Raw genomic sequence first — 20,687 nt, 5'->3', positions numbered from 1 at the left:
GCGCAAAACTCCTCTGAGTTAGAGCCCCAAAAATCCCTGTTATTCATACAGCGGGATTTGATGATTCAAGACAGCAGTCCGCGTCCAATAGCGCTGGGTGTAACCGCGCCATCGAGGTTGAGGACTATTGTGTCGTTGTCGGTCAGGGTGGTTGATTCGTAGCGAGAACTTTTAACTTGCGAATATGCGTAATAGCCAGCTCCATCGGCATAACGGGTGTCCAACGTGCCGTTGAATAAAAACCTCGCAACAGCGTAGCGAGAATCGGCGGTAAAGTTATTTCGTATTGCGCTGGTAAAGAAGCGTCCGTCAGGCAAAAATTTTGCATCAATAAAATCTGTATCGACTGAACCTAACTGGATGGACATATCTTTGCCTGAATTGAACTGGATGTTGCGGGTGCCGTCATTTTCCAGACTGAATAACAATCCTGAGGCGGCCAATGAATTTTTGTCAACGGTAATGCCAATGCCCAGGGTGCGATTGTTGGGTTGTTTCACGAGTTTCGAAAGATAAAGGGTTTTGTCTGATTGAAGGTCGGCAATCAGCAGGAATCCGTCTTTTTGATAATTTTTATCTAGTGTTCCATCTTTTTTGTATTTTGCAAGAACGATAGCATCAGGTTCTCCGTGATAGTCTACACGTACTTCACCCCCGCAAAGGTAATCGAGGTGGTTATCGATAGTCAGACTAAAGAGTTTTAAGTGGGGATAGATTGGATGCTGGGCGCAGTTAAAGCCCGATCCATTGAATGTTGGATCTAACACACCGTTATGATCGATGCAGACAATATAACTATTGGTATGTTCGAACGAGCCAGCGGTGTGGATGAGAAAAATTCGGTCCTCTGCAATCAGAGAGGTGCTGGACTTATGACTTTTTGCAGTGCTTGATTCATATGAGGGCGTTCGCAAAGATTGTGATTTTTCCAGAAAAACTTGAGCGCAGGCAGTTCTGGAATGTTCGTCCGGGTTATCTTCGGGTGCACGGAACAGGAATATTCCTTGTGTGCCGAACTCTTTGTTTATTGAGCCGTTCTCATTAAAGCATATGGCGGCTTTGTCTATAAATAATTCGCCGCTGTCAAAGTTGAAAAGGCGTCCAATTAATAAAATCTTGTTTTCGAGGAAGTTTATTTCTTCGTTTAAAAGATAGGTTTGATCTGAATTGCCAAATTGTCCATGGAAGAAGCCGTTGTCGGCAAATGTCTTATCGATAGAGCCATCTGTATTGAGGCGTGCCAGTGTGTTGATGCTCAAGTTGGGGTCTTTATAGGCTGTGCCTGCGACGTAAGTTTTGTTGTCTGTGCTGACCGCCACAATATTTGAATTATAGAATGGGTAGTTTGGGTCTGGAGTGTCCAGAGAAGTAGTACCGTTTTCTCCAAAACCAGGATCGAGTTCGCCTGCTGTCGCGGAAGGTTCGTGTTTGCTATTCATGACCATTTCCTTGCGTGGATATAATTCTTTGGATTTTCGAATGTTCAGATTTTTTGAGTAGCCAGATGCGCTGCCACACGCTACATAAGAAACGGGCACACTGAGCGGAACAACTGTTAGAGTTGTCAGGTTTTTAGAGCGTTTAGAGGTAACGGTTATAGCTGCGGCTGCTTTGGCGAAATTCAGACGCGAAAAAGCCCCGCCATTCACATGGCGGGGCTTTTCATTTACAGCAACCGGTCACTCAGACCTGCGGGTCGCCCACGTGCAGGATCTTCATGCCGTTGGTGCCGCCGGTGGTGTGATAGCTGTCGCCCTTGGTCAGGATGACCCAGTCGCCTTTTTCCACCACGCCGCGCTTGGTCAGCTCGTCGATGGCTTTCTGGCTGACTTCGCTCGGCGGCAGGGATGCCGGGTCGAACGGCACGGTGTACACGCCACGGAACAGCGCTGCGCGAGCCTGGGCTTCACGGTGCGGAGTGAAGCAGTAGATCGGCACCGACGAGCGGATACGCGACATGATCAGCGGGGTGTAGCCGCTTTCGGTCAGCGCGATGATCGCCTTGACGCCCGGGAAGTGGTTGGCGGTGTACATGGTCGCCAGCGCGATGCTTTCGTCGCAGCGCTCGAATTCCTTGCCGATGCGGTGGCTGGACGTCTTGCTGGTCGGGTGCTTCTCGGCACCGACGCAGATGCGCGCCATCGCCTGCACGGCTTCCAGCGGATACTGGCCGGCAGCGGACTCGGCCGAGAGCATCACGGCGTCGGTGTAGTCGAGCACGGCGTTGGCCACGTCGGACACTTCGGCGCGGGTCGGCATCGGGTTCTGGATCATCGACTCCATCATCTGGGTCGCCACGATCACGGCCTTGTTGTGGCGGCGTGCGTGCAGAATGATTTTCTTCTGGATGCCCACCAGCTCGGCGTCGCCGATTTCCACGCCCAGGTCGCCACGGGCAACCATCACCGCGTCGGAGGCCTTGATCAGACCGTCGAGGGTTTCGTCGTCGGCCACGGCTTCGGCGCGTTCGATCTTCGCCACCAGCCAGGCAGTGCCGCCGGCTTCGTCGCGCAGTTGACGGGCGTAGTTCATGTCGGCGGCGTCACGGGGGAAGGACACGGCGAGGTAGTCGACTTCCATTTCCGCGGCGAGCTTGATGTCGGCCTTGTCCTTGTCGGTCAGGGCCGGCGCGGTCAGACCGCCACCGCGACGGTTGATGCCTTTGTGGTCGGACAGCGGGCCGCCGATGGTCACCACGCAGTTCAGTTCGGTGGCGGTGGCGGTCTCGACGCGCATCACCACACGGCCGTCGTCGAGCAGCAGCTCGTCGCCCACGCCGCAGTCCTTGACCAGGTCCGGGTAGTCGATGCCGACCACCTGCTGGTTGCCTTCGGTCAGCGGATGGCTGGTGGAGAAGGTGAACTTGTCACCGATCTTCAGCTCGATGCGCTTGTTGGCGAATTTGGCGATACGGATTTTCGGGCCTTGCAGGTCACCCAGCAGGGCAACGAAGCGGCCGTGCTTGGCGGCAAGATCACGCACCAGCTTCGCGCGAGCCTTGTGCTCGTCGGGGGTGCCGTGGGAGAAGTTCAGACGGGCGACGTCCAGGCCAGCCAGAATCAGCTGTTCGAGAACTTCCGGCGAGTGACTGGCCGGGCCAAGGGTAGCGACGATTTTGGTACGACGGACGGACATGCAAAGACTCCTCAGGTTCAAGCGCCAGCGAAGGCTACTATGCTCGAAGGGTGTAGTCATTGTTCGTTTGCACTACTTACGATTTTCTTTTTTGAACGCGACAATCGGCGCAAACGGCTCTGAAGATTTCTCGCAAGGGGTCGATACAGAGCACAAGACAGGAGAACCCCCATGCGATTGTTGCCCATTGCCGCCCTTGCCCTCAGCGTCCTCGCCGTTTCGGGCTGCACCCGTTGGTCGATGAATCATCATCTGAACAACGCCTACAGCGCCTATGACCGGGGCAACTGCGAGCAGGTGATGCTCGAACTGTCCAAGGTCGAACGCGCCAGCCGCGCCCGCCCCTACGTCTGGCCGGAAGTGTCGATGATGCGCGGTCAGTGCCTGGAACGGCAAAAAATGTTCATCGATGCGGCGCAGACCTATCAGTTCATCATCGCCTCGTACCCCAACAGCGAATACGCCTACCGTGCCCGGGCGCGTCTGGAAACCTTGCAGAGCCTGGGCCACTACCCGACCCGCAGCGCCGCCGTGGTGCCACCCGCCCGTTTCTGATGGCGCTTGTCATACAAAAGCTGGCTGCTTGTATAGGGTGAGCTATAGTCCAGAGACACCGGTGCAGATGCGTTCTGTACCGGCGCAACACCTGCGACCGGCATGAGCAGTACGTGGCGAGCGCCACACCGGAAGCGGGGAGAGCGGGCCTGTCGGGCAGGTTCGTTCCGAAGCACAGTGCGGCCCGTTCAAGGGCCATGCATGGCGATACGCTCATGTTTACCGACCGTCGAATCGAACGGCACCAGTTGCCGTATTTTCTGCGAGTGTTCAACAGCGTTACCGACAAACCCATCGGCTTTATCGGCAACGTCTCCGAAGACGGGTTGATGCTCATCAGCCAGTTGCCGATGATGATCGGCGCCGAGTTCAAATTGCGTCTGAAAATCCCGGTGGGCGACGGCTGCCAGCAGGTGATCGACCTGACGGCATGCTGCCTGTGGTGCCATGAAGATGCGACCCCGCAACATTACGACGCCGGCTTCAGCCTGTTCCGCACGCCCCCGGAATACGGGCAACTGGTCGAGGCCTTGAAGCAGTACTTCAGTTTTCAGCCGTTGCCGGCTTCGGCCTGATTCAAAAGCTTCGCGGGCAAGCCCGCTCCCACAAGGACATTGCTGATCCCTGTGGGAGCGAGCCTGCTCGCGATGGCGTCGGTCTGAACAGCTCAAGGCTTAAGGCTAGCCGATAGCAATCGCCCGCTCGTTATCCAGCGTCTTTTCCGCCAGCAACAACCCCATCTCGCTCAACTGATAGATCGCCATCGCCAGGTGCCGCGGCTTGTCGTCCAGGCTATCGGCCAGGTCCAGCAACAGAATGCTCACCGAAGAAAAGGTCTCGTAGGTCTGAATGGCGATCGCCTCGGGGTTGATGTCCGGATCGACCTTGAACATCTGCATGCCGCGATCCACGGAGTTGCGCGGTTTTTCGGCCTTGGGGTTGAGGTAGAAGTCGAGGGCCCGGTGGGCCGCGTCGTGGAGTTTTTTTGAATCGATTGAAGCGTAGGGGGAGACCGGATCGGGTTGATCGGTCGGGTCCTTTGGATCGGTGTCCGCAGGGGGATTTGGAACTGGTTTTTTCATGTATTTCGTACTCGTCGTTAGGGCCACCATCTGGCTCGCGACTAAACGAGAAAAGGGTGGCGGCTGTAAGCAGGTTAGTCGACCGGGAGTACGTACCGGCGCGCCCGGAGGCGCCCTGCGAACAGCCACCATCGAGTGCGGGGATAGGGACTACCCGACTGGATGACGCTTATGCGCAACGTACTGAAGACCCCGGGCGACTAAACCCGGCCGCTGATTGGCAGCGACGGGGATCAAATTACGGGGCAACGCCAGGGCGCACAAGCCGGCGGATTCTGAGGGATTTGTAGGCAATGGCACAAGGCGTCGTAGCCCGCTGTTACGACTTGCAGGACGTTACCGGAGCGGGTTGTGGGAAGAGTTACCGCTGGTCGGGACTGTCAGAAGTGTCAGGTGTGGCAATGAACGCTATCGACATTCAATGGCTTCAAGTCTCGCGGTTAGCAATGTGGCCCACTGAGGAGGGGATGATGGATAAGTATGAAAGTGGTGCTGGTGACCCCATCGATCCGGGAACGGGTAACTCATCCCCGGCACAATTGGATGGCGAAAAGGCCCAGATACTGCAAATTGATTTTCCGCCCAATGATGCCTTATTGGGCAGCAAAGTCATTGTCCGTGGGCGGGCGGTGCCGCAAAATCCTTCCGAGGAGGTTGTAGTTGAAGTAAACGGAACTTTCTATCCGCCCAGAGACGTTAACGGTTATTGGCAAGTACAAGACGACCTTACGAGCTTGCCTTATCCGACCGTAATATTTGCCGCCATGATCCGTAATCCGATGCAAAGGGTTTCAAAGTCTGTCACGTGGAGAAAGGACTGTCGTACGTCCATTGATTTTCCGGCTAACGGGGCAGTTCTTCCTCAGGGGCAATCTTTTAACGTAAAGGGCACCGCTATTACAGGGTCTACTGTCACGGTTAAAAATGTTTCTACTGGCCAGGTATTGGGCACTCGTACTCCTGGTGCGCGAGGCTACTGGGAACTGCCGATCCTTGCACCTACCTCGGATACATCATTCACCATTGAAGCTGTTCACGACGGCCTGGGTGGATCTCATGTTCCCCACCGAGTCACTTATGTATTAGCTCCAACCAATAAGGCTCCCGAGATTACTTTACCTGTGGCGGGAACTGTCCAAGACCAAAAATTCAGAATTTCAGGAAAAAATGGTGTGTCGGGAGCCACCATGCAGATGTTCATTGACTTGACGCAGATTAAAGTCGGTGAAGCGGCAGTCGAAGGAGATAACTGGAGTGTGGACGTGAGTGTTGACCCAGGACGACGTTCACTGGTGGCCAAGCAGATATTGAACAATGATCCACCGGGAATCAGTCTGCCTCGTTCCTTCGACATCCGCCCACCCGCATTGACCAACGTCAACGTCACTGTTCCAGTTGCAACCATCGTGAAGTTTGACGGTGACGGTTACGACGGTGCCACGGTCGTGATCACTGTGATCAGCGGCCCGGGTGGATCAGCACCGGGAGAGGCAAAAGTAGTCGGCGGCAAGTGGGAAACCAGCGCAACGAACTGGCCCGATGGCCTCTACAAGATGAGTGCGATCCAGAAGGTTGCCAACAACGCAGGGGGCTGGATCGAATCTTTGCCATATCCGTTCGAATTCCTGTTCAAGTTTCCGCCCCCCTCCGATGTGGTTTCCACACCGGAGTACAGTACGACGCTCTCTGGCAAAGGTGTTTCAGGCGCGACGGTGTCGCTTTATGACTCTGATGGAACCACTAAAATAGCCCCGGATGCCCAGGTCGGTTCCAATGGCCAGTGGTCCAGTAAGGCCTATGTCGAATGGGGGCCTACGTATGATCGAATCGTTCGCGTCCGACAGTCCCTGAATGCCCAGCAATCCGACTTCGTCGAGCACAAAGTTCGCATCCCGCCGATTGCACCCGGCATTGACAGGGTTCCACCTGAGGGGCTGTCGCCCACCTTCACCGGCACCTGCGAATTGAATGCCCAGGTCAATCTCGTGTTCAGCGGCAGCGGCACCTCGTATCCCGCCACGGTGACCGGCAGAACCTGGAGCTATCAACGTGAGACACCTTTTGCCCCGGAGGTCGACCATACCGTCACGGCGACCCAGATAGCTGCCCAGCAGATTTCGCCTGCGGCCACTGAAACGTTCCGGCTCTTCAAGCCCATGATCCCGCCGGTCATCACCGAACCTGTAAAGGATTCCGAGGTCGGTCGTGACGTGATTTTTCAAGGAACGGACGGTATGACAGGTGCCACGGTGTATTTGTGGGACTACGTGAGCGGCGATACTTTGGGCTTCAAAAAGCTGACTACCGACGGGGCATGGGAAATCCCTGTTGTGAAACTGAAATTTGGCCGTTGGGTGGTTCGGGCAAAACAGGAGATCGATGGGCGGGAGTCGGCGGGCAGTGAGTTGCATCCCTTCGATGTCGCGTTGCTTGCTCCGGATTTCACAACACCGCAAGAGGGCGGCAGACTGACGCGAACTTCGATCATCGAAGGTCAGGGCGAACCGCTGGGGACGGTCGATGTGTTCCTGGAAGGTGCTGTCGAGCCGCTACTCAAACAGTTGCCAATAGGCCTCGACGGCAAATGGAAAGGCGAAGTGACGTTGCCTGTGGGACATAAAATCATTCGGGCCAGGCAATATTTCGAAGACCAGACCTCCAAAGACAGCGTGCAGGTGAACTACAGCGTGGTTCCAGCCCCTCCGGTGTTGGAAACGCCTGTGCCGGGAGCGCATGTGGGCCAAGGTTCGGTCGCCTCAGGTTTCGGCGTGTCGGGGGACACGATCACCCTCTGGATGATCCGTGCCGGGGCAGTGAAGGCAGGAGAAACCATGGTGCAGGCCGATGGAACCTGGTCGGTCGCCATGAACGTCACGCAGCCCTCTCGAGAAAACCACTTGGTGGTGACGGCCACGTCGGACGATTTCCGGTCCGACGGTTCCGCAGAGCGGTCAGTAATTCTGGGCACCTACCGACCCGTCCTCGAGAAACCCGCCGAAGGGCAACCGGTCAGTGATCCGGTTCGTTTCGCAGGTTTGGGCCGAGCGGGCGTCATGCAGGTCCGAAGCTGGTTCAACCCTGAGCGAGTGTTGGCGCAGGCCACGGTTTCCGGCGGAGCCTGGCAAGGCGATGCGACGGAACCGTTACCCTCTGGCGGCCAATGGTGCTGGATCCAGCAGACCATCACCGATGATGCAGGCGGCGCGACGATTTCCGATCGTGTATTGAGCTCGCGCTTTGAGGTCCAGCCGACGTCGCCAGGCAAGAATCCATCTGGTCGTCCCGACAAACGGCGTGCATGACTGTCATTTCTGACAGTTGTCATGAGCCGCCGACTGGCGCCAAATCGAATCAACCGAACAGATGACCCGACAACAAGTGCGGGTCGTTGGGATGGCTTTTGCCGCAAGGAAACTTACCATGGCCAAGACCCGCAAACGTCCCGCCGAGCAAATGTATGAACAATTGTTCCCTACGCAAGCGCGCCGACAAAAATATCCTGGCCTGCAAGCCTATCTGAGCCAGGGTGGTTCGATCTTTCCCTTGGTGGAAAAGGGTATTCAGGGTCTGGTGAAGGATTACCGGATGAGCCGTGAAGATGCGCAAGCGTTCCTGCGCCAGGCCAGCAGTATGGCCATCTACATCAGGCGTCGGTTCATCGAGCATTCCTTGACGGGCGGCCAGCAGGAAAAAACCGGAAAAGCGCTGAAAAAAGCTTCATCAAGCGGGCTGCTTGCAATGGTTCCGGGTCCCACTTTCGAGACATTGCTCAACCCGGACTTCGACGGTTCCTGCCCACCGAATGCGCTGGAAGGCCGGTGGTCGCCTGTCGCTTATCTGGTGGAGCTGTTGCAGTGGGTCAGCGGGCGTATCGAGAGTGTCGGGGACACCGAGGCTGAATACCTGCTGCACAACCGTCGCACCGACCTGAAACAGTTGGTTGTCGATTTCAACGCGGTTTATCAGTCGATCTCTGCGGTCGACATCATCAACCAGGTGCTGGAAACCTTCATCAAGACACACGGGACTGTAACCGATCTGGTAGAGGCCTTGATCGAGGCACGCTACCCCAATGAACTGCCTTACTTCCAGCATTGGGTCACCGTCGACTCGGTGGCCCTTCAGTTGGGCATGTCGGTGGGTAATTTCGCGCACATGGTTGACCTGCAGTTTCCTTACTTTCTGCGAGCGGACGGCTGGGACGACGATGCCGGCCGTGCGCTGGCCCATGCATCGCGTCTGGGGCCTTACCAGCGAACGTTGTTGACTGAGGCGCGAGCAGCCTTCGATGACCGGGAAACCTTCTTCAACGCCAACTACGGTTCGGATAATTACGATAAGTATCAGAATCTCAATCAGTTGAAATTTTTCGGCGAGCGGACTTCACTCGATGTTCCCGGCGTTGAATCCCTTCTATCGTTCCGCGCGTTTGCCCCGGTGCGTTCCCCGAATGTGACATTTGCGGATGAGCCGCTATCAGACCCGCAAAGTGCACATTTCGGCTCAGTCTACGTAAACGCCGCAACCGACCCGCCTGTCGTTGTTGCAGATGATGCCAGCTTGCGTCAAACACTGACGATTGGTCCGGATACGCAGGCTGATTTCGAATACTACGATCGACTGAACCGCAAGGTACGTCTGGATAAATGGCTGGACCTGCGCAGTTTCGAGGTGGACGCAATGCTGGTGGCCGCCATGCGCGCGGAAGTGCGCGGTGGTGCGAAGGCCGGTGAGTGGTGGATAACCGATAACGTGGTGCACGCGCTGGGACTGTTCCAACTGCTGCGTGAGGCCCATGGATGTAAAGCGCTGGACTTTGCCGTCTTCCTGGATGAGATAGCGGTATACGGAATCGGCGAAGAACCCTCGCTGTTCGATCAGGTGTTCAACGGGCAGGGCGACTATCGCCAGCCCTTCTTGCTCGATGGCAAGGATTTTCCGGCGATACCCGCAGCAGGCAGCAGCGACCCGACGGTCATTCAATTGTGCAGCGGTCTGCAGATCGATCTGTTGACCTACGGTTATCTGGCACTGGCGATAGCCGATGCTCTGGGACTTGGTAAAAACCTGAAACGTACGCCAGCGGTGGTTTCAGCCTTTTACCGGTTGGTGAAGCTGGCGCGGTTGCTGAGCGTCACCCCGGTGGAAATTGTGCTGATGCTGACCTTGTTGGGAGAGGGGAACAGCTGGCTCAACGGGCTGGCGGGTTTGCCACAAATCAATACCAAACGGGGCGAAACGCCGGATGTCTTGAATCTCATCTATGCGCTGCATTCGTGCGTAGGCTGGTGCAAGGAGCGCAACCTGCCGGTACTCGGGATGTTGCAGATGGTGGCAGAGCCACAAGCCAGTGGCACGCCCTCCGAAGCTCAGCTGCAATTCTTCGACAAAATCGCAAGTCTTTTGCCAGCGACCCTGTTGACCAATGCCGGATTCCTGATGGCCGACGTGCCGCCTGTGCCTGCGGGAAACTGGCTCGATTTCCTGGCGTCGCTGGCCGATGCCAATGGCCTGGTGCTTGCTTTCGCCGGGAGCGAGTCTCAATACCTGAGCGAAGCTCGCCTGCGACTGGATCGTGCAGTGCAGGATGGTCTCCCGGTCATGATTCCCGAGCTGCGGGCCGCCATCGTCGAAAAAATGCTGGTTGTTCTGTTGCAGGCCAGGGAGGCGCAAGTCTCGTTGGCCAAGGAAGCTTTGGCCGTCCTGACCAGCCTTGATTCCGAGCTGGCAATAGGGGTTCTCACCTGGGCAGGTACCACAGTCTATCGACTGCTGCGCGAGATTTCCGAGCGGGTCGCACAGAACCCGCAAAATGTCCGAAGTGAGCACTTCGCCGAAGCGGATCCGCTGCTCAAGGCTTTGGCCAATGTGCAACGCTTGAGTGCGGTCGTGACTGCACTGGGGCTAAGCGCCGCCGTGTTACGGGAATATCTCGACTATGGCCATCGGGCGTGGCTCGGTCAGTCGAGCAAACACGAGTTCTCGATGAGCACGCTCTATTACCTGACGGCGCTCACCCGTGCGTTCGAGATGAGCGAGCAGCCCGAGCAGGAATTGCTGGACTATCTGCGCGCCGTTGACAACCTGCCAGACAACATCACCGGAGATTCGCTGAGGCTTGCCCAAGAAGCCGGCTACATCAAGTTGGCGAGGTTCTTTCGCTGGAGCGTCGAGGAGGTGCGCGAGTGCGTCGTTCACATCGATCCATCCCTCAAAATTCTGAAAAACCTGCGTCAACTGGATCTGTTGATGCGCATCCGCACGCTGGCGGAGCACAGTGGTATGGATGCCCGGACGATTTTCATGCTTGGCAACTTGCCGGAGGCCATTGACCAGGCGGCCTACGCCGACGCGGCCGAGCACGCCCTGCTGAGCCAGTCGCAAACGCGAGCGCTTGATCCGCAGTTTCCGCCGGATGTGGAGCAACTGGTCGTCAGGACCTGTGTGGTGGACAACACCGAGGTCGTGGCCAACAAACCGGGAGCGAAAATCACCTACACCGTGTCACTGAAGGATGCCGAAGGCGCGCCGCTGAAGGGCATCAGGGTGTTGTGGCAAGCCAGTCTCGGCACCATTGCGACAAAGACCACCGATGAAAACGGAGAACTCAGGGCCGAGTTCATTCCAGGCTCGGTGCTGGGTAGCGATGTGCCCAGCTTCTGGATGGATCTGTTCAAGCCGGTCAGCGCGCCCGAAATCCGGGTTGTTCCTGACGCCGAGACATTGTTCTTCCCAGGCCCGTTGATGTCCGCAACCCCGCTGGCGAGCGCACCTGCGGGCGAGGAAGTGCAGTTGTACGCCGAGCTGCGGGACGACTTCAAAAACCGTGGGCCGAATCAGCTCGTAGAGTGGTTCGCCATCCCTGACATAGAGGATGAAGACAAGTCGGCCGTCATCCGGCCATCGGGGCAATCCTTCACCGATGGACAAGGGCTGACAAAAGTATTTGTCCATGCGCCTGAAGGTGGAACGTTCAAATTTGAAGTTCGCAGCCAAGGCAGTAATAAAAGCGCTTTTTTCGAACCGATCCAGTTCCTGCCGCCGGCTTGAGCAAGGTCGCTTGCGGGGTGTGACATTTCGATGATTGCTTGAGGAGCAAAGACCATGGCAACGATTGGCAACATTGGCGGGTTGCAGGAAAAGCGTCGTCAGGCGTTGCTCGCGTACGCCATCGGGCAAATCCGCAAAGACAATGTCAAAAAGTACGCCTTTGTGAGAACGCCGGAAGATCTGCTGGAACTTCTGCGGCTTGATCCTCTGGATAGCCATTTGGTGCAAAGCGCCTGGGTCGCCGAAGCCGTGAGTTGTGTGCAGCAGTACATCCGTGCGGTGTATCACAAGCTCGAGCCTGGCTTTGAGAACGTCGAATTCGAGAAGAAGGATCTGGAGGCGTGGAAGTATTCCGGCGACTACTCGACCTGGGCGGCGGTGAAGATGATCCAGACCTATCCGGAAAACGTCGTTCACCCGTCTGTGCGTATTGGCAAGACCAGTCTGTTCAAAACGTTTGAAAACGACTTGAACCAGGCACGCCTCACGACCGACAGCGTTCAGGCTGCGATGCAGGCATATCTCGATGAGTTCGTGAAAGTGTGCGATCTGGACATGGTCAGTGCCTGTATGGACGGAAAGTCTCCGGAGCTGACGGATTACTATTTCATCAGTCGTACACGCAGTGATCCGCGCCAATATTATTGGCGCAAGGCCGAGGTTGAACTCGGATCTGCAGAAACAGCGCTGAACCCGGCAGCGTGGAGTGAGCCGCTGCCCGTGGACATCCCTGTGGACGTACGGGTGCTGGACATGCGGCCCGTGGTGTGGAACGGGCGGCTGTGTGTCGTATGGGCTACCTGGCGCGACAGGGTCGAGCAACAGGATCAGTTTTTACCCGACAAACTGGACGTTTACGTGGCTTTCAAGCGCCAGAACGATCAGTGGTCGCCGCCGACGACGTTGCTCACCCGGGAATATCAGGAAAAAACTTCTCCGGTCGGCGCCCGGCTGATCGTCACAGTCTGGACTGATTATCAGATTCCCAAGGGCAAGCTCGGGGTGTTGCTGACCAACGAAAAAACGGGCGTTGGCGCCATCAACGAGAGTTCCGTCCGTGATGTGTTCTTGCGCACAGTCCCTCATGACAATGGCGCCTGGCTCGAGCATGTGGCGAGCAAGCGCTTCACTGGCATGGAGATGATTCAACATCCGCTGATGAATCAGCCGCAGGTGGTGGCCAGTGATTCACCGGCAGGCGCTCTGACGGAGTTTCTGGGACTGCACGCCACGGCTCATCGCGTCGGCACGGATGATGTGCTGGTGGTTCAGGGTTATTGCTGGTTGACGGGGCTTTCCGGAGCGGACGTTTCCCTGACATTGACTTTGGTAGACAGGCTTGACACTGATCCCGCCCCACTGACCGGAAACTATCCACTGGCAGGCGGCTGGAACACCATTTCGCAGGTTTTTACTCGCACCAAGGGTTCCTGGACACAACCGGTCTTCTTCACATTCGGCAGTGCCGCCCAAGGGGTCAAACGCTTTGAGGTGCGGGTCAAGGATCTGACGGATTTCGTTGTTCCGACCCTGCACAAGAACACCCAGAACGCGGCGCAGTTTCTATCGTTCAACCAGGCGCATCTTGCGCTCAAGTTCACCCGACTCAATTCGCTGTTCGGCCCCGAACTGGTGTCGCGTGCCAGCATTTCCGTCGATGCCGTGCTGGACTGGTTCACTCAGTTCCTGGAGGAACCAGGGCCTTCGAGTGCGCCGTTCGAAGAGCCGAACGGTGCGTTCGACAGTGCCAATGGCCGGCATTTCTGGGAGCTGTTCTTTCATATGGCGCATCTGGTCGCCACGCGTCTGCGCGATGAGGAGCGTTTTCAAGAAGCGCTCGACTGGCTCAACTACCTCTTCGATCCCCAGGCGCCGGCCGATCCGGAGGATCCGCCCGTGGACAACCCGAAACCGCAGTATTGGCGATGCCGGCCGTTGAACAGCGACGGCAACCCGGGACATGAAGCCTGGAACCCGATGGACCCCGATGCCATTTCCTATGGAGCGCCCAGGCACTACCGGATTCTGGTGTTCTGCGAGTACGTTAAGACATTGATTGCAAAGGGGGATTGGTACTATCGCCAACTGACCCGAGACAGCCTGGCAGCGGCCAGACTGTGTTACGTCAATGCCCAGTTTCTGATGGGCAAGGCACCGTCGGTTCGCGCAGTGAACCGCTGGCAACCGATCACGCTCGGCGCTCTTTTGTCCGCCAGCGAGTCACGACCCAGGCTTGAAGCCTTTGAAAAGACACTGGCATTCAGCCTTGGGGATTTCCCGTTGGCCACCGATGCCGACGCCCGTTCAGGGTTGCTCGGCTCGGACATTTTCATAAACCCTCTGAATGAACGGTTGCTTCAACTTTACGCGTTGCCTGGCGAACGCCTGGAGAACCTGCGCAACAATCGCAGCATCGACGGTACGCCACTGCTCATTGATCTGTTCTCTGCGCCCGCAGATCCCGGACAACTGATGCTTGATCTGGCTGCCGGGAGCAGTGGTGCGCCAAGAGCGCTGGGCGGTCGATTGAAAGTCATTGCTTTCCGCTGGCGTGTCTCGTTCGAGGTCGGATTGCGCGCTGCGCAGCTGTTGGCGGATTTTGGTACGCAGGTCCTGAACCTGATGGAGCGAGCGGACCAGGCTGAATTGCAGGAAACCCAGCAACAGCAATTGATGGAGCTGGGTGACTTCACTCACAAAATGCAAGAGCAGACCCTCGAACAATTGCGCCTGCAGGTCACCGCGCTGGAGCAGAGCAAAGCCGTGGCACAGGAGCGTGCCGACGCTTATGACCGACTCTATGTCGAAGGCATTTCATCGGTCGAATACGAGGTGATGGACAAGATTCAGTTATCGAAAGAGCTTTCACTCATCGCCTCCAGCATCAAGCCGGTTGGCGCAGCCATTGCCGCGCTACCCAACGTTTTCGGATTGGCGTTCGGTGGACACAGGGTCGATAAAATCACCGATGCCGTGGTGTTCGGACTGAACGTAGCCGCCTCGATCAAGCAAATGGAGGCCGACAAACAAGCGACGACCGAAGCCTACCGTCGTCGGCGCAATGATTGGGGGCTGCAGCGCAATCAGGCACTTGCGGAAGTCCGCGCGCTGGATGCACAGATCAGTGCGCAGAGGCAATCGGTCCTGGCGGCTCAAACCAATCTGGAGCAGACCCTGCGAGCCAACGCGCACGCATTGACGATCTTCAACTTCCTCAAAAAACGTGCGACCAGGGCCGAGCTGTTCAGATGGATGCTGGGACAGCTTAAGGCGCTGCATTATCAGGCTCACGATGCGGTTGTCAGCCTGTGTCGCAGTGCGCAGGCATCGATGAACGCAGAGACCGGCGATTACGATTCGCTGCGCCCGTTACCTCAGGTCTGGCTGGACGCTCGACACGGCCTGACGTCGGGTGAGCATCTGCGAATGTGGCTGCTGGGTATGGAGCATGACTACATGCAGCGTTATCAGCGACGGCTGGAGCTGCGCAAGACGGTATCCCTGCGCCAATTGTTCGATGACACCATTGATCCTCAGTCCGCTCTTTACAGCTGGTCGGAGGCATTGGCGCAATTGAGGACAAGTGGATCGCTGGATTTCTGCCTGACCCAATTGCTGTTCGATCGCGATCATCCGGGGCATTACTGCCGGCAGATCAGTTCGGTCGCGGTCCATCTGCCCGTCGTGAAAGGTGCCTTTCAGGATGTGCACGCGACGCTGACGCAGATCAGCAGCAAGATCGCGACCAAGGCAACAGCGCAATCGGTCGCGCATCTACATGACCCTGCGGGTTCCGTGGCGCCTTCCGACGTGTTGATCAACCTGCTTGCCGGCCAGTCGATTGTCGTATCGACGGGACTGGCCGATAACGGCCTGACCAGTCAGAAACCCGACGAAGGCTTGCTCAATCCGTTCGAAAACACCGGAGCGGTTTCCTGCTGGCAGTTGAAGTTCCCCTGGCCGCAAAAGGAACCACAGGTCGCCATCCTGGAGTCCCTGACGGACATCATTCTTGAGATCTGTTTTACCGTCAGGGCGGGCGAGCCGACTTTCATGCGTCAGGTCGAGGACATGGTGACCCTGGCCGAGTTACCCGACAAAAACAAAAAACGCAAAGGAGCGGGCAGACATGCGTAAGCAGAATGTGCTTGCCAACCAGAGCCTGGTGAAAAACGGGTCCTTCCGTCAAACCTTGACCGGTTGGACGGTGTACCCGAGAGGCAGTACCTGGGTTCGGGTTGTGGGACAGGATTACAACGGCCTGCCGGTCAATACACTGTCGGTCGGGAATGCGGCCTCAGTCAGCCAGGAAATCGTTGCCCCCATGGATCCTGGCGTTGACGCGGTCTATGTCCTGAAGTTTCTGTGTGAATCGCGTCATTCCGGCACAGGTTTTGTACGTATCAGTAGCGAGGGGATGCCGCCACTGGAGATTCAGATTCCTCCTGGTCGTCAACGCAACGCAGGACAGCCGCTCGCGTTTGAGCCGGTCCCGTACGAGGTTGCGCTGGATTCGACGTTCCGCGCGGGTGCCACTCTGACTTTCAGTGTCACCAGCCCGTCGAGTGAGCCTGATGACTATCATTTGTTGCTGTACCTCACTGACATCACCATCGAATTACACCTGCAGCCGTTGGTGTTGCAGGCCTTCAGCCTCGACGAGGAGTCACACCCGCCGACCGCGCCGGTGCCTCTGTGCCTGGGGGCGCAGGACCTTGGGATCCACCAGCTGAGCTTCGATGTCGCAGACGGGAATACCTGGCAGGATACCGATTACTCCCTGGAGGTAGACGACAATCCGCTGGGGGCGATCGTCGCCGATCCTGACTGGTCGGTTGACCATCCGCTGGACGGGCGTCGTTCGCTGCGTTGTCCGCCGCTCGACCTGACGTCGCCACACTCGATGACACTCACGCTGTTCAACCAGTACAGCGCCGAACCCTATCGGTTGGCGGCTTCGCTGTGGCATCACCGATTGAAATTTCTGCAAGTGCAGGAGGCGGCCTGTTTTCCGGTAATTGAGTACAACGAAAGCGTCGAGTTGGGTGTGCAGGTGGGATCGTTCTACACGGACGAAACACTTGAAGGGCTGACCGTTAACTGGACCGTGGTCGGGACATCCATTCAGGTTGCCGCGGTCACCGATGCCGGAGGCTGGGCGTACTTCGACTTTACGCCGGATGTCGCGGGTACTTTCACCGTCGTCGCCTCGGTCGCGAGCCTTTATTACGCGTCGGGTGCTGTGACGCAGAGCATGGAAGTGCAGGGGCTGGAAACGGATCCCTGGCGGGAGGTCATGGCCGTTGTCGCTGACGAGGCAACCCCTTGGGCGTTAAAGACCGGATGGCCAAATCGGGGTTCGACTTATCGCCTGATGGCAAAGGTGCCAGAGGTTCTTGTCGGAACCACGCTGTCGCTTGAATGGGAGGGAGATTCCCAGGAGCAACTGGAGGTCGTTGTCAGCCCGGCGATCAAGGAAAGTGTGCCGGTAACGTCCACGCGTGAAATGCTGTGGACATTGACGTGCGCGGATGAGCTGGACGGCAGGTTCGAATTGCAGTTGAACTGCTCAAAATTGCTCAAGCCATCGCCATATAAAAGCATGCGGCTGGCACGCAACGAGATCGAGATCGGCAGGGTGCGCGAGGCAGACAAGACGTGCGTCGTGGATGAGGATGAAAGTGCTACCGTTCAGCTCGAGGTGTTGCATCGGGTGGCGGCGGGCAACGGTGAGCCGGTTCAGGGAGCGTTGGTCAATTGGTTGCCGCCGGACGGGAGCGCTGTCGATTCGACCACGGGTGCGGGCGGCTGGACCAGCTTCACCTGGCAGCCGACCAGCGCCGGAAACCACTCGGTTGTGGTACAGATCCAGGCGCACCCGGACGCCATACCGGTCGAACGGACTTTTGTTATCCCTGCAGTTGCAACCAACCCCTGGAAAAGCCACGTCAGTTATTTCCTTGATGGCGTTGAAGTCGAGCGCAACACGCTCGGGTTGCTCTGCCACCGTGGACAGACCCATACCCTGAAAGTCTTGCCGGACACCGCCAGCCCGTGGATCGGGAAAAGCATCAGCCTGCACTGGCGCCATGCCGATCCTGTGATCGGATTGACCATCAGTGAGCTGGGATCACCCAAAACGCTGCGCCCCGAGGGTGTGGAGTGGACGCTTTCCTCTCAGGCAGGCACCAGTCAAAGCAGGCCGTTCGAAGTCGAGTTGCATATTGAGGGCGAGTCCAGTGTCCGCGAATTGTCCGGGCGTTTGATGCACCCGAATCTCAAGGAAGAGCTGAACCAGCTGCTCGATCAGGTTTTCGCACAACTGACCGGTCAACCGTTCCACCCCTGCCTGGGTGCGCGTCATCAATTCAATGCGTTTCCCAATGCACTCAGCCCATTGCTGGGGCTGGATCTGTTTCTGGAGTGGGCGGGAACGTCTGCCGCCGAGTTGGGTGCAACGGTCACCCCTGCGCTGGACCGGCCGCAGCGTCTGGACGCCGGCGGGGCGATATGGGCGCTGGACTTTACCCGTGCGGTAGCTGGTCAATTCATGCTCACCTTGTCTTTACCTCAGCTTGGTTTTGCCTTTACTGCCACGCCTATGGTGCTGGATCACAACAAGCTCAGGCTGACGGTGTTGCGCGGCCCGGCAATAGACCCTGTCGTCGGGATGGACAAGGCGTGGTTCTGGGCCAGGGTGGTTTCTCATTTTACCGGCGGACCGGTTGCAGATGCGCCGGTGACATGGGAGGCCGAAGGTACAAGGGTTGAAGTCAAGACCGATGACGAGGGTAACAGTGGTTTTGCGTATGAACCGAAATCCCCCGGAGCGCATCCGGTCACGGGTTCGGTTGTCAGCCGTTTTGATAACTTTCAAGAGTCGCCCTCGGCAGAGGTTAACGCTTTGGGCGTCGATCCCTGGGAGCAGATGTTGTCCGCTTTCGATGGATTGCCTCGGCATCGGCTCGGAACACAAACCTACTTCCCGCGCCGCAACGCGGAGCATGCGCTTGAGATTTCGGCACCCGCCGGCAATGCCTTGATCGGACGCGCGCTGACACTGGGGATGAGCGGCGAGGGACCCGCCGGACTGGGGTTCGCTTTTGTCCCGGCCAACACACTTGGATTGGCGCGAGTATTCAACGGTACTTTGCAATTCCCGTTCTCCGTGAAGGATTTGAAGGACGGCAGCTGCGCGCTGCGCCTCGCCGCCGAGCGGCTGGCGCGACTGTCGCCACCGATGCATATGTCGGTGGGGAAAGGCGATCAGGTGCTGACGATCAGTGCAGTCAATCGTGCCGCCCCGAACCTATATTGGGGAGAGGAGTTTGTTGGCGTAGTGAAGCTTTTCTCGTCCATAAGCGGGAAGGCGATGGTCGGTGTGGAAGTCAATTGCTCTGGGGAAAACGGAGAGACTTTTACCAGGGTCACCGACTATTACGGGAATGCGACGGTGCGGTTCGTCCCGAAAACTCCCGGTCCGTCAGCTGTGGTTTGCTCCGTGGGGACGGGGGCGTCTTCGCAGTCGGTTACGCTTCCATATGAGTTGTTGGAGCCTCGGGAAATAGCGTCGCTTACCAGTCCGAATACTTCAGGTCCTGTTGGGACAAGGGTTTCAGCAGAGATCCTGGTGGTGTCGGCGCGCAATGGTCAGCCACTGCAGAACGTCGAAGTCAAATGGGCATTCCTGGACCTCGTCCTTCCACCCTCGACGACGGATGTTGCGGGAAAGGCGAAGGTGGAATTCAGACTGCCAAACATGAATCGTGCGCTTCTTGAAGCGACCGTGGTGGGCGGGCTTGCTGGTTGGGCAGGAAATTATCTCGAATTCAGGATGACACCCAATGAATAGTTCATCGGTTACTTCTCAGACCTGGCTGCAGAACTTCAGACCCTACGTGAATGGCGTAAAAGTAAGGTGGCCTGACCTGTCTTTGCATCTGGTCGCAGGACAGTGCATCGACCTGACGCTGGAGTTTGAATACAGCTATTTGATAGGTGATCCGGAATCCCCACTGAAATTGTGTTGTGAGCAGGATGCGGAGTCGTTGGGGTTGGTGTGTGATCCACCCTTTGGGCAGTTGGTCGAGATGGCCGAGGGACTCATCGAACTGACTTGGCATATTTGTGCTTCGGGGACTTCAGGCGGTTCTTTTAATTTGCATTTCGAGATGCCTCTTTATCAGGGAATGCCGCCTTCACCTTCGATTCCCGGAAAACTGATCACCATCGATCAGGACTTGAACGTGTGCTTTGACAACTTTCCAGTTGAGTTTGGTAAAAGCGCTGCCTTTCCCTGTTTTGGAGCAGTTCATACGATTACAGTGCTTCCTGCCGTCAACAGCGCCTTGCTGGGTAAGGAGGTGAGACTGAAGTGGATCGGCCCCTCACCTTCACAACTCAATGTAATGTTGACTCCATCCATTGGCACATCGCAAACGCTGACTGCCGAGGGATGTAGCTGGACGTTGAACTGTAAACAAAGCAAAGAAAAAGGAGAGTGGGCCTTACATGTGCTGGTACTGGATCCAGCGCTAGAGTCAGTGCCTTTGCCAATGTCGCTGGGTCACAACCTGGTAACGGTTGAGCGTTGGTCGTCTGAGACAAGCGGTTCAGGTTGGCCACCGCTTCCGCACCACCAGATCATTGCTACTTCCACGTTCCTGAAAGTGCCGGCTGAAGGTGTTGAAGTCAGAGTCTCGGCTCCCAACGGAACTTCTTATGGTTACACGGACAAAGACGGTAAATTTAGTGCAACAGGAGAAGGGGTTTTCTTGGGGGTCCGCAACAAATACAACAACTCTTGGGTTTGAACCCGATTTTGGTTTCACTTCAACGAGCAACGCCTTTTCAGCGAGAAAAGGC

Annotated in this window: 10 protein-coding genes; 7 read left to right on the top strand and 3 right to left on the bottom strand. The window is 57.0% G+C overall.

The window, feature by feature from the left end:
* Positions 1 to 65: 65 nt before the first annotated feature.
* On the bottom strand, positions 66 to 1,439 hold the full coding sequence (locus NWV16_RS22120; RefSeq protein ID WP_260520755.1) for a delta-60 repeat domain-containing protein: 1,374 nt from the start codon (positions 1,437 to 1,439) through the stop codon (positions 66 to 68).
* Between the two features lie 244 nt (positions 1,440 to 1,683).
* Positions 1,684 to 3,135 (bottom strand): pyruvate kinase, encoded by a 1,452-nt coding sequence (pyk, locus tag NWV16_RS22115; RefSeq protein WP_260520754.1) that lies wholly within the window; start codon positions 3,133 to 3,135, stop codon positions 1,684 to 1,686.
* A gap of 171 nt (positions 3,136 to 3,306) precedes the next feature.
* Between pyk and NWV16_RS22110 the strand changes: the two genes are divergently transcribed.
* Both NWV16_RS22110 and NWV16_RS22105 read left to right on the top strand, forming a co-directional pair.
* Complete coding sequence (locus NWV16_RS22110; RefSeq protein ID WP_065258564.1) at positions 3,307 to 3,690, top strand: tetratricopeptide repeat protein; 384 nt, start codon at positions 3,307 to 3,309, stop codon at positions 3,688 to 3,690.
* 215 nt (positions 3,691 to 3,905) lie between these two features.
* The gene (locus tag NWV16_RS22105) at positions 3,906 to 4,265 is read left to right on the top strand and encodes a PilZ domain-containing protein (protein ID WP_065258563.1); all 360 of its coding nucleotides are present in this window, start codon (positions 3,906 to 3,908) and stop codon (positions 4,263 to 4,265) included.
* Between the two features lie 105 nt (positions 4,266 to 4,370).
* On the opposite strand, the gene NWV16_RS22100 is transcribed toward NWV16_RS22105, so the two are convergent.
* On the bottom strand, positions 4,371 to 4,772 hold the full coding sequence (locus tag NWV16_RS22100) for a DUF6124 family protein (RefSeq protein WP_260520753.1): 402 nt from the start codon (positions 4,770 to 4,772) through the stop codon (positions 4,371 to 4,373).
* A 401-nt stretch (positions 4,773 to 5,173) separates the two neighbouring features.
* Here NWV16_RS22100 and NWV16_RS22095 point away from each other — a divergent pair, with 401 nt between their 5' ends.
* From NWV16_RS22095 to NWV16_RS22075, 5 genes are all read left to right on the top strand, one after another.
* A complete protein-coding gene (locus tag NWV16_RS22095; protein ID WP_260520752.1) occupies positions 5,174 to 8,074 on the top strand; it encodes a hypothetical protein in 2,901 nt (966 codons plus the stop codon).
* A 118-nt stretch (positions 8,075 to 8,192) separates the two neighbouring features.
* Entirely contained in the window at positions 8,193 to 11,822 is a 3,630-nt protein-coding gene (locus NWV16_RS22090; RefSeq protein WP_260520751.1) for a Tc toxin subunit A, read from the top strand.
* Positions 11,823 to 11,876: 54 nt separating this feature from the next.
* The gene (locus NWV16_RS22085; protein ID WP_260520750.1) at positions 11,877 to 15,959 is read left to right on the top strand and encodes a neuraminidase-like domain-containing protein; all 4,083 of its coding nucleotides are present in this window, start codon (positions 11,877 to 11,879) and stop codon (positions 15,957 to 15,959) included.
* Positions 15,952 to 19,674 carry an Ig-like domain-containing protein gene (locus NWV16_RS22080; protein ID WP_260520749.1) on the top strand — a complete coding sequence of 1,241 codons (3,723 nt, stop codon included), beginning with the start codon at positions 15,952 to 15,954 and terminating at the stop codon, positions 19,672 to 19,674. The genes NWV16_RS22085 and NWV16_RS22080 overlap by 8 nt, the downstream gene beginning before the upstream one ends.
* Positions 19,667 to 20,635 (top strand): hypothetical protein, encoded by a 969-nt coding sequence (locus tag NWV16_RS22075; RefSeq protein WP_260520748.1) that lies wholly within the window; start codon positions 19,667 to 19,669, stop codon positions 20,633 to 20,635. The genes NWV16_RS22080 and NWV16_RS22075 overlap by 8 nt, the downstream gene beginning before the upstream one ends.
* Positions 20,636 to 20,687 lie beyond the last annotated feature (52 nt).

The organism is Pseudomonas sp. BW7P1, assembly GCF_024981055.1.
Lineage (GTDB): Bacteria > Pseudomonadota > Gammaproteobacteria > Pseudomonadales > Pseudomonadaceae > Aquipseudomonas > Aquipseudomonas bananamidigenes.
Note: the sequence above shows the minus strand (reverse complement) of the source record. Positions and strands in the feature narration are given on the sequence as shown.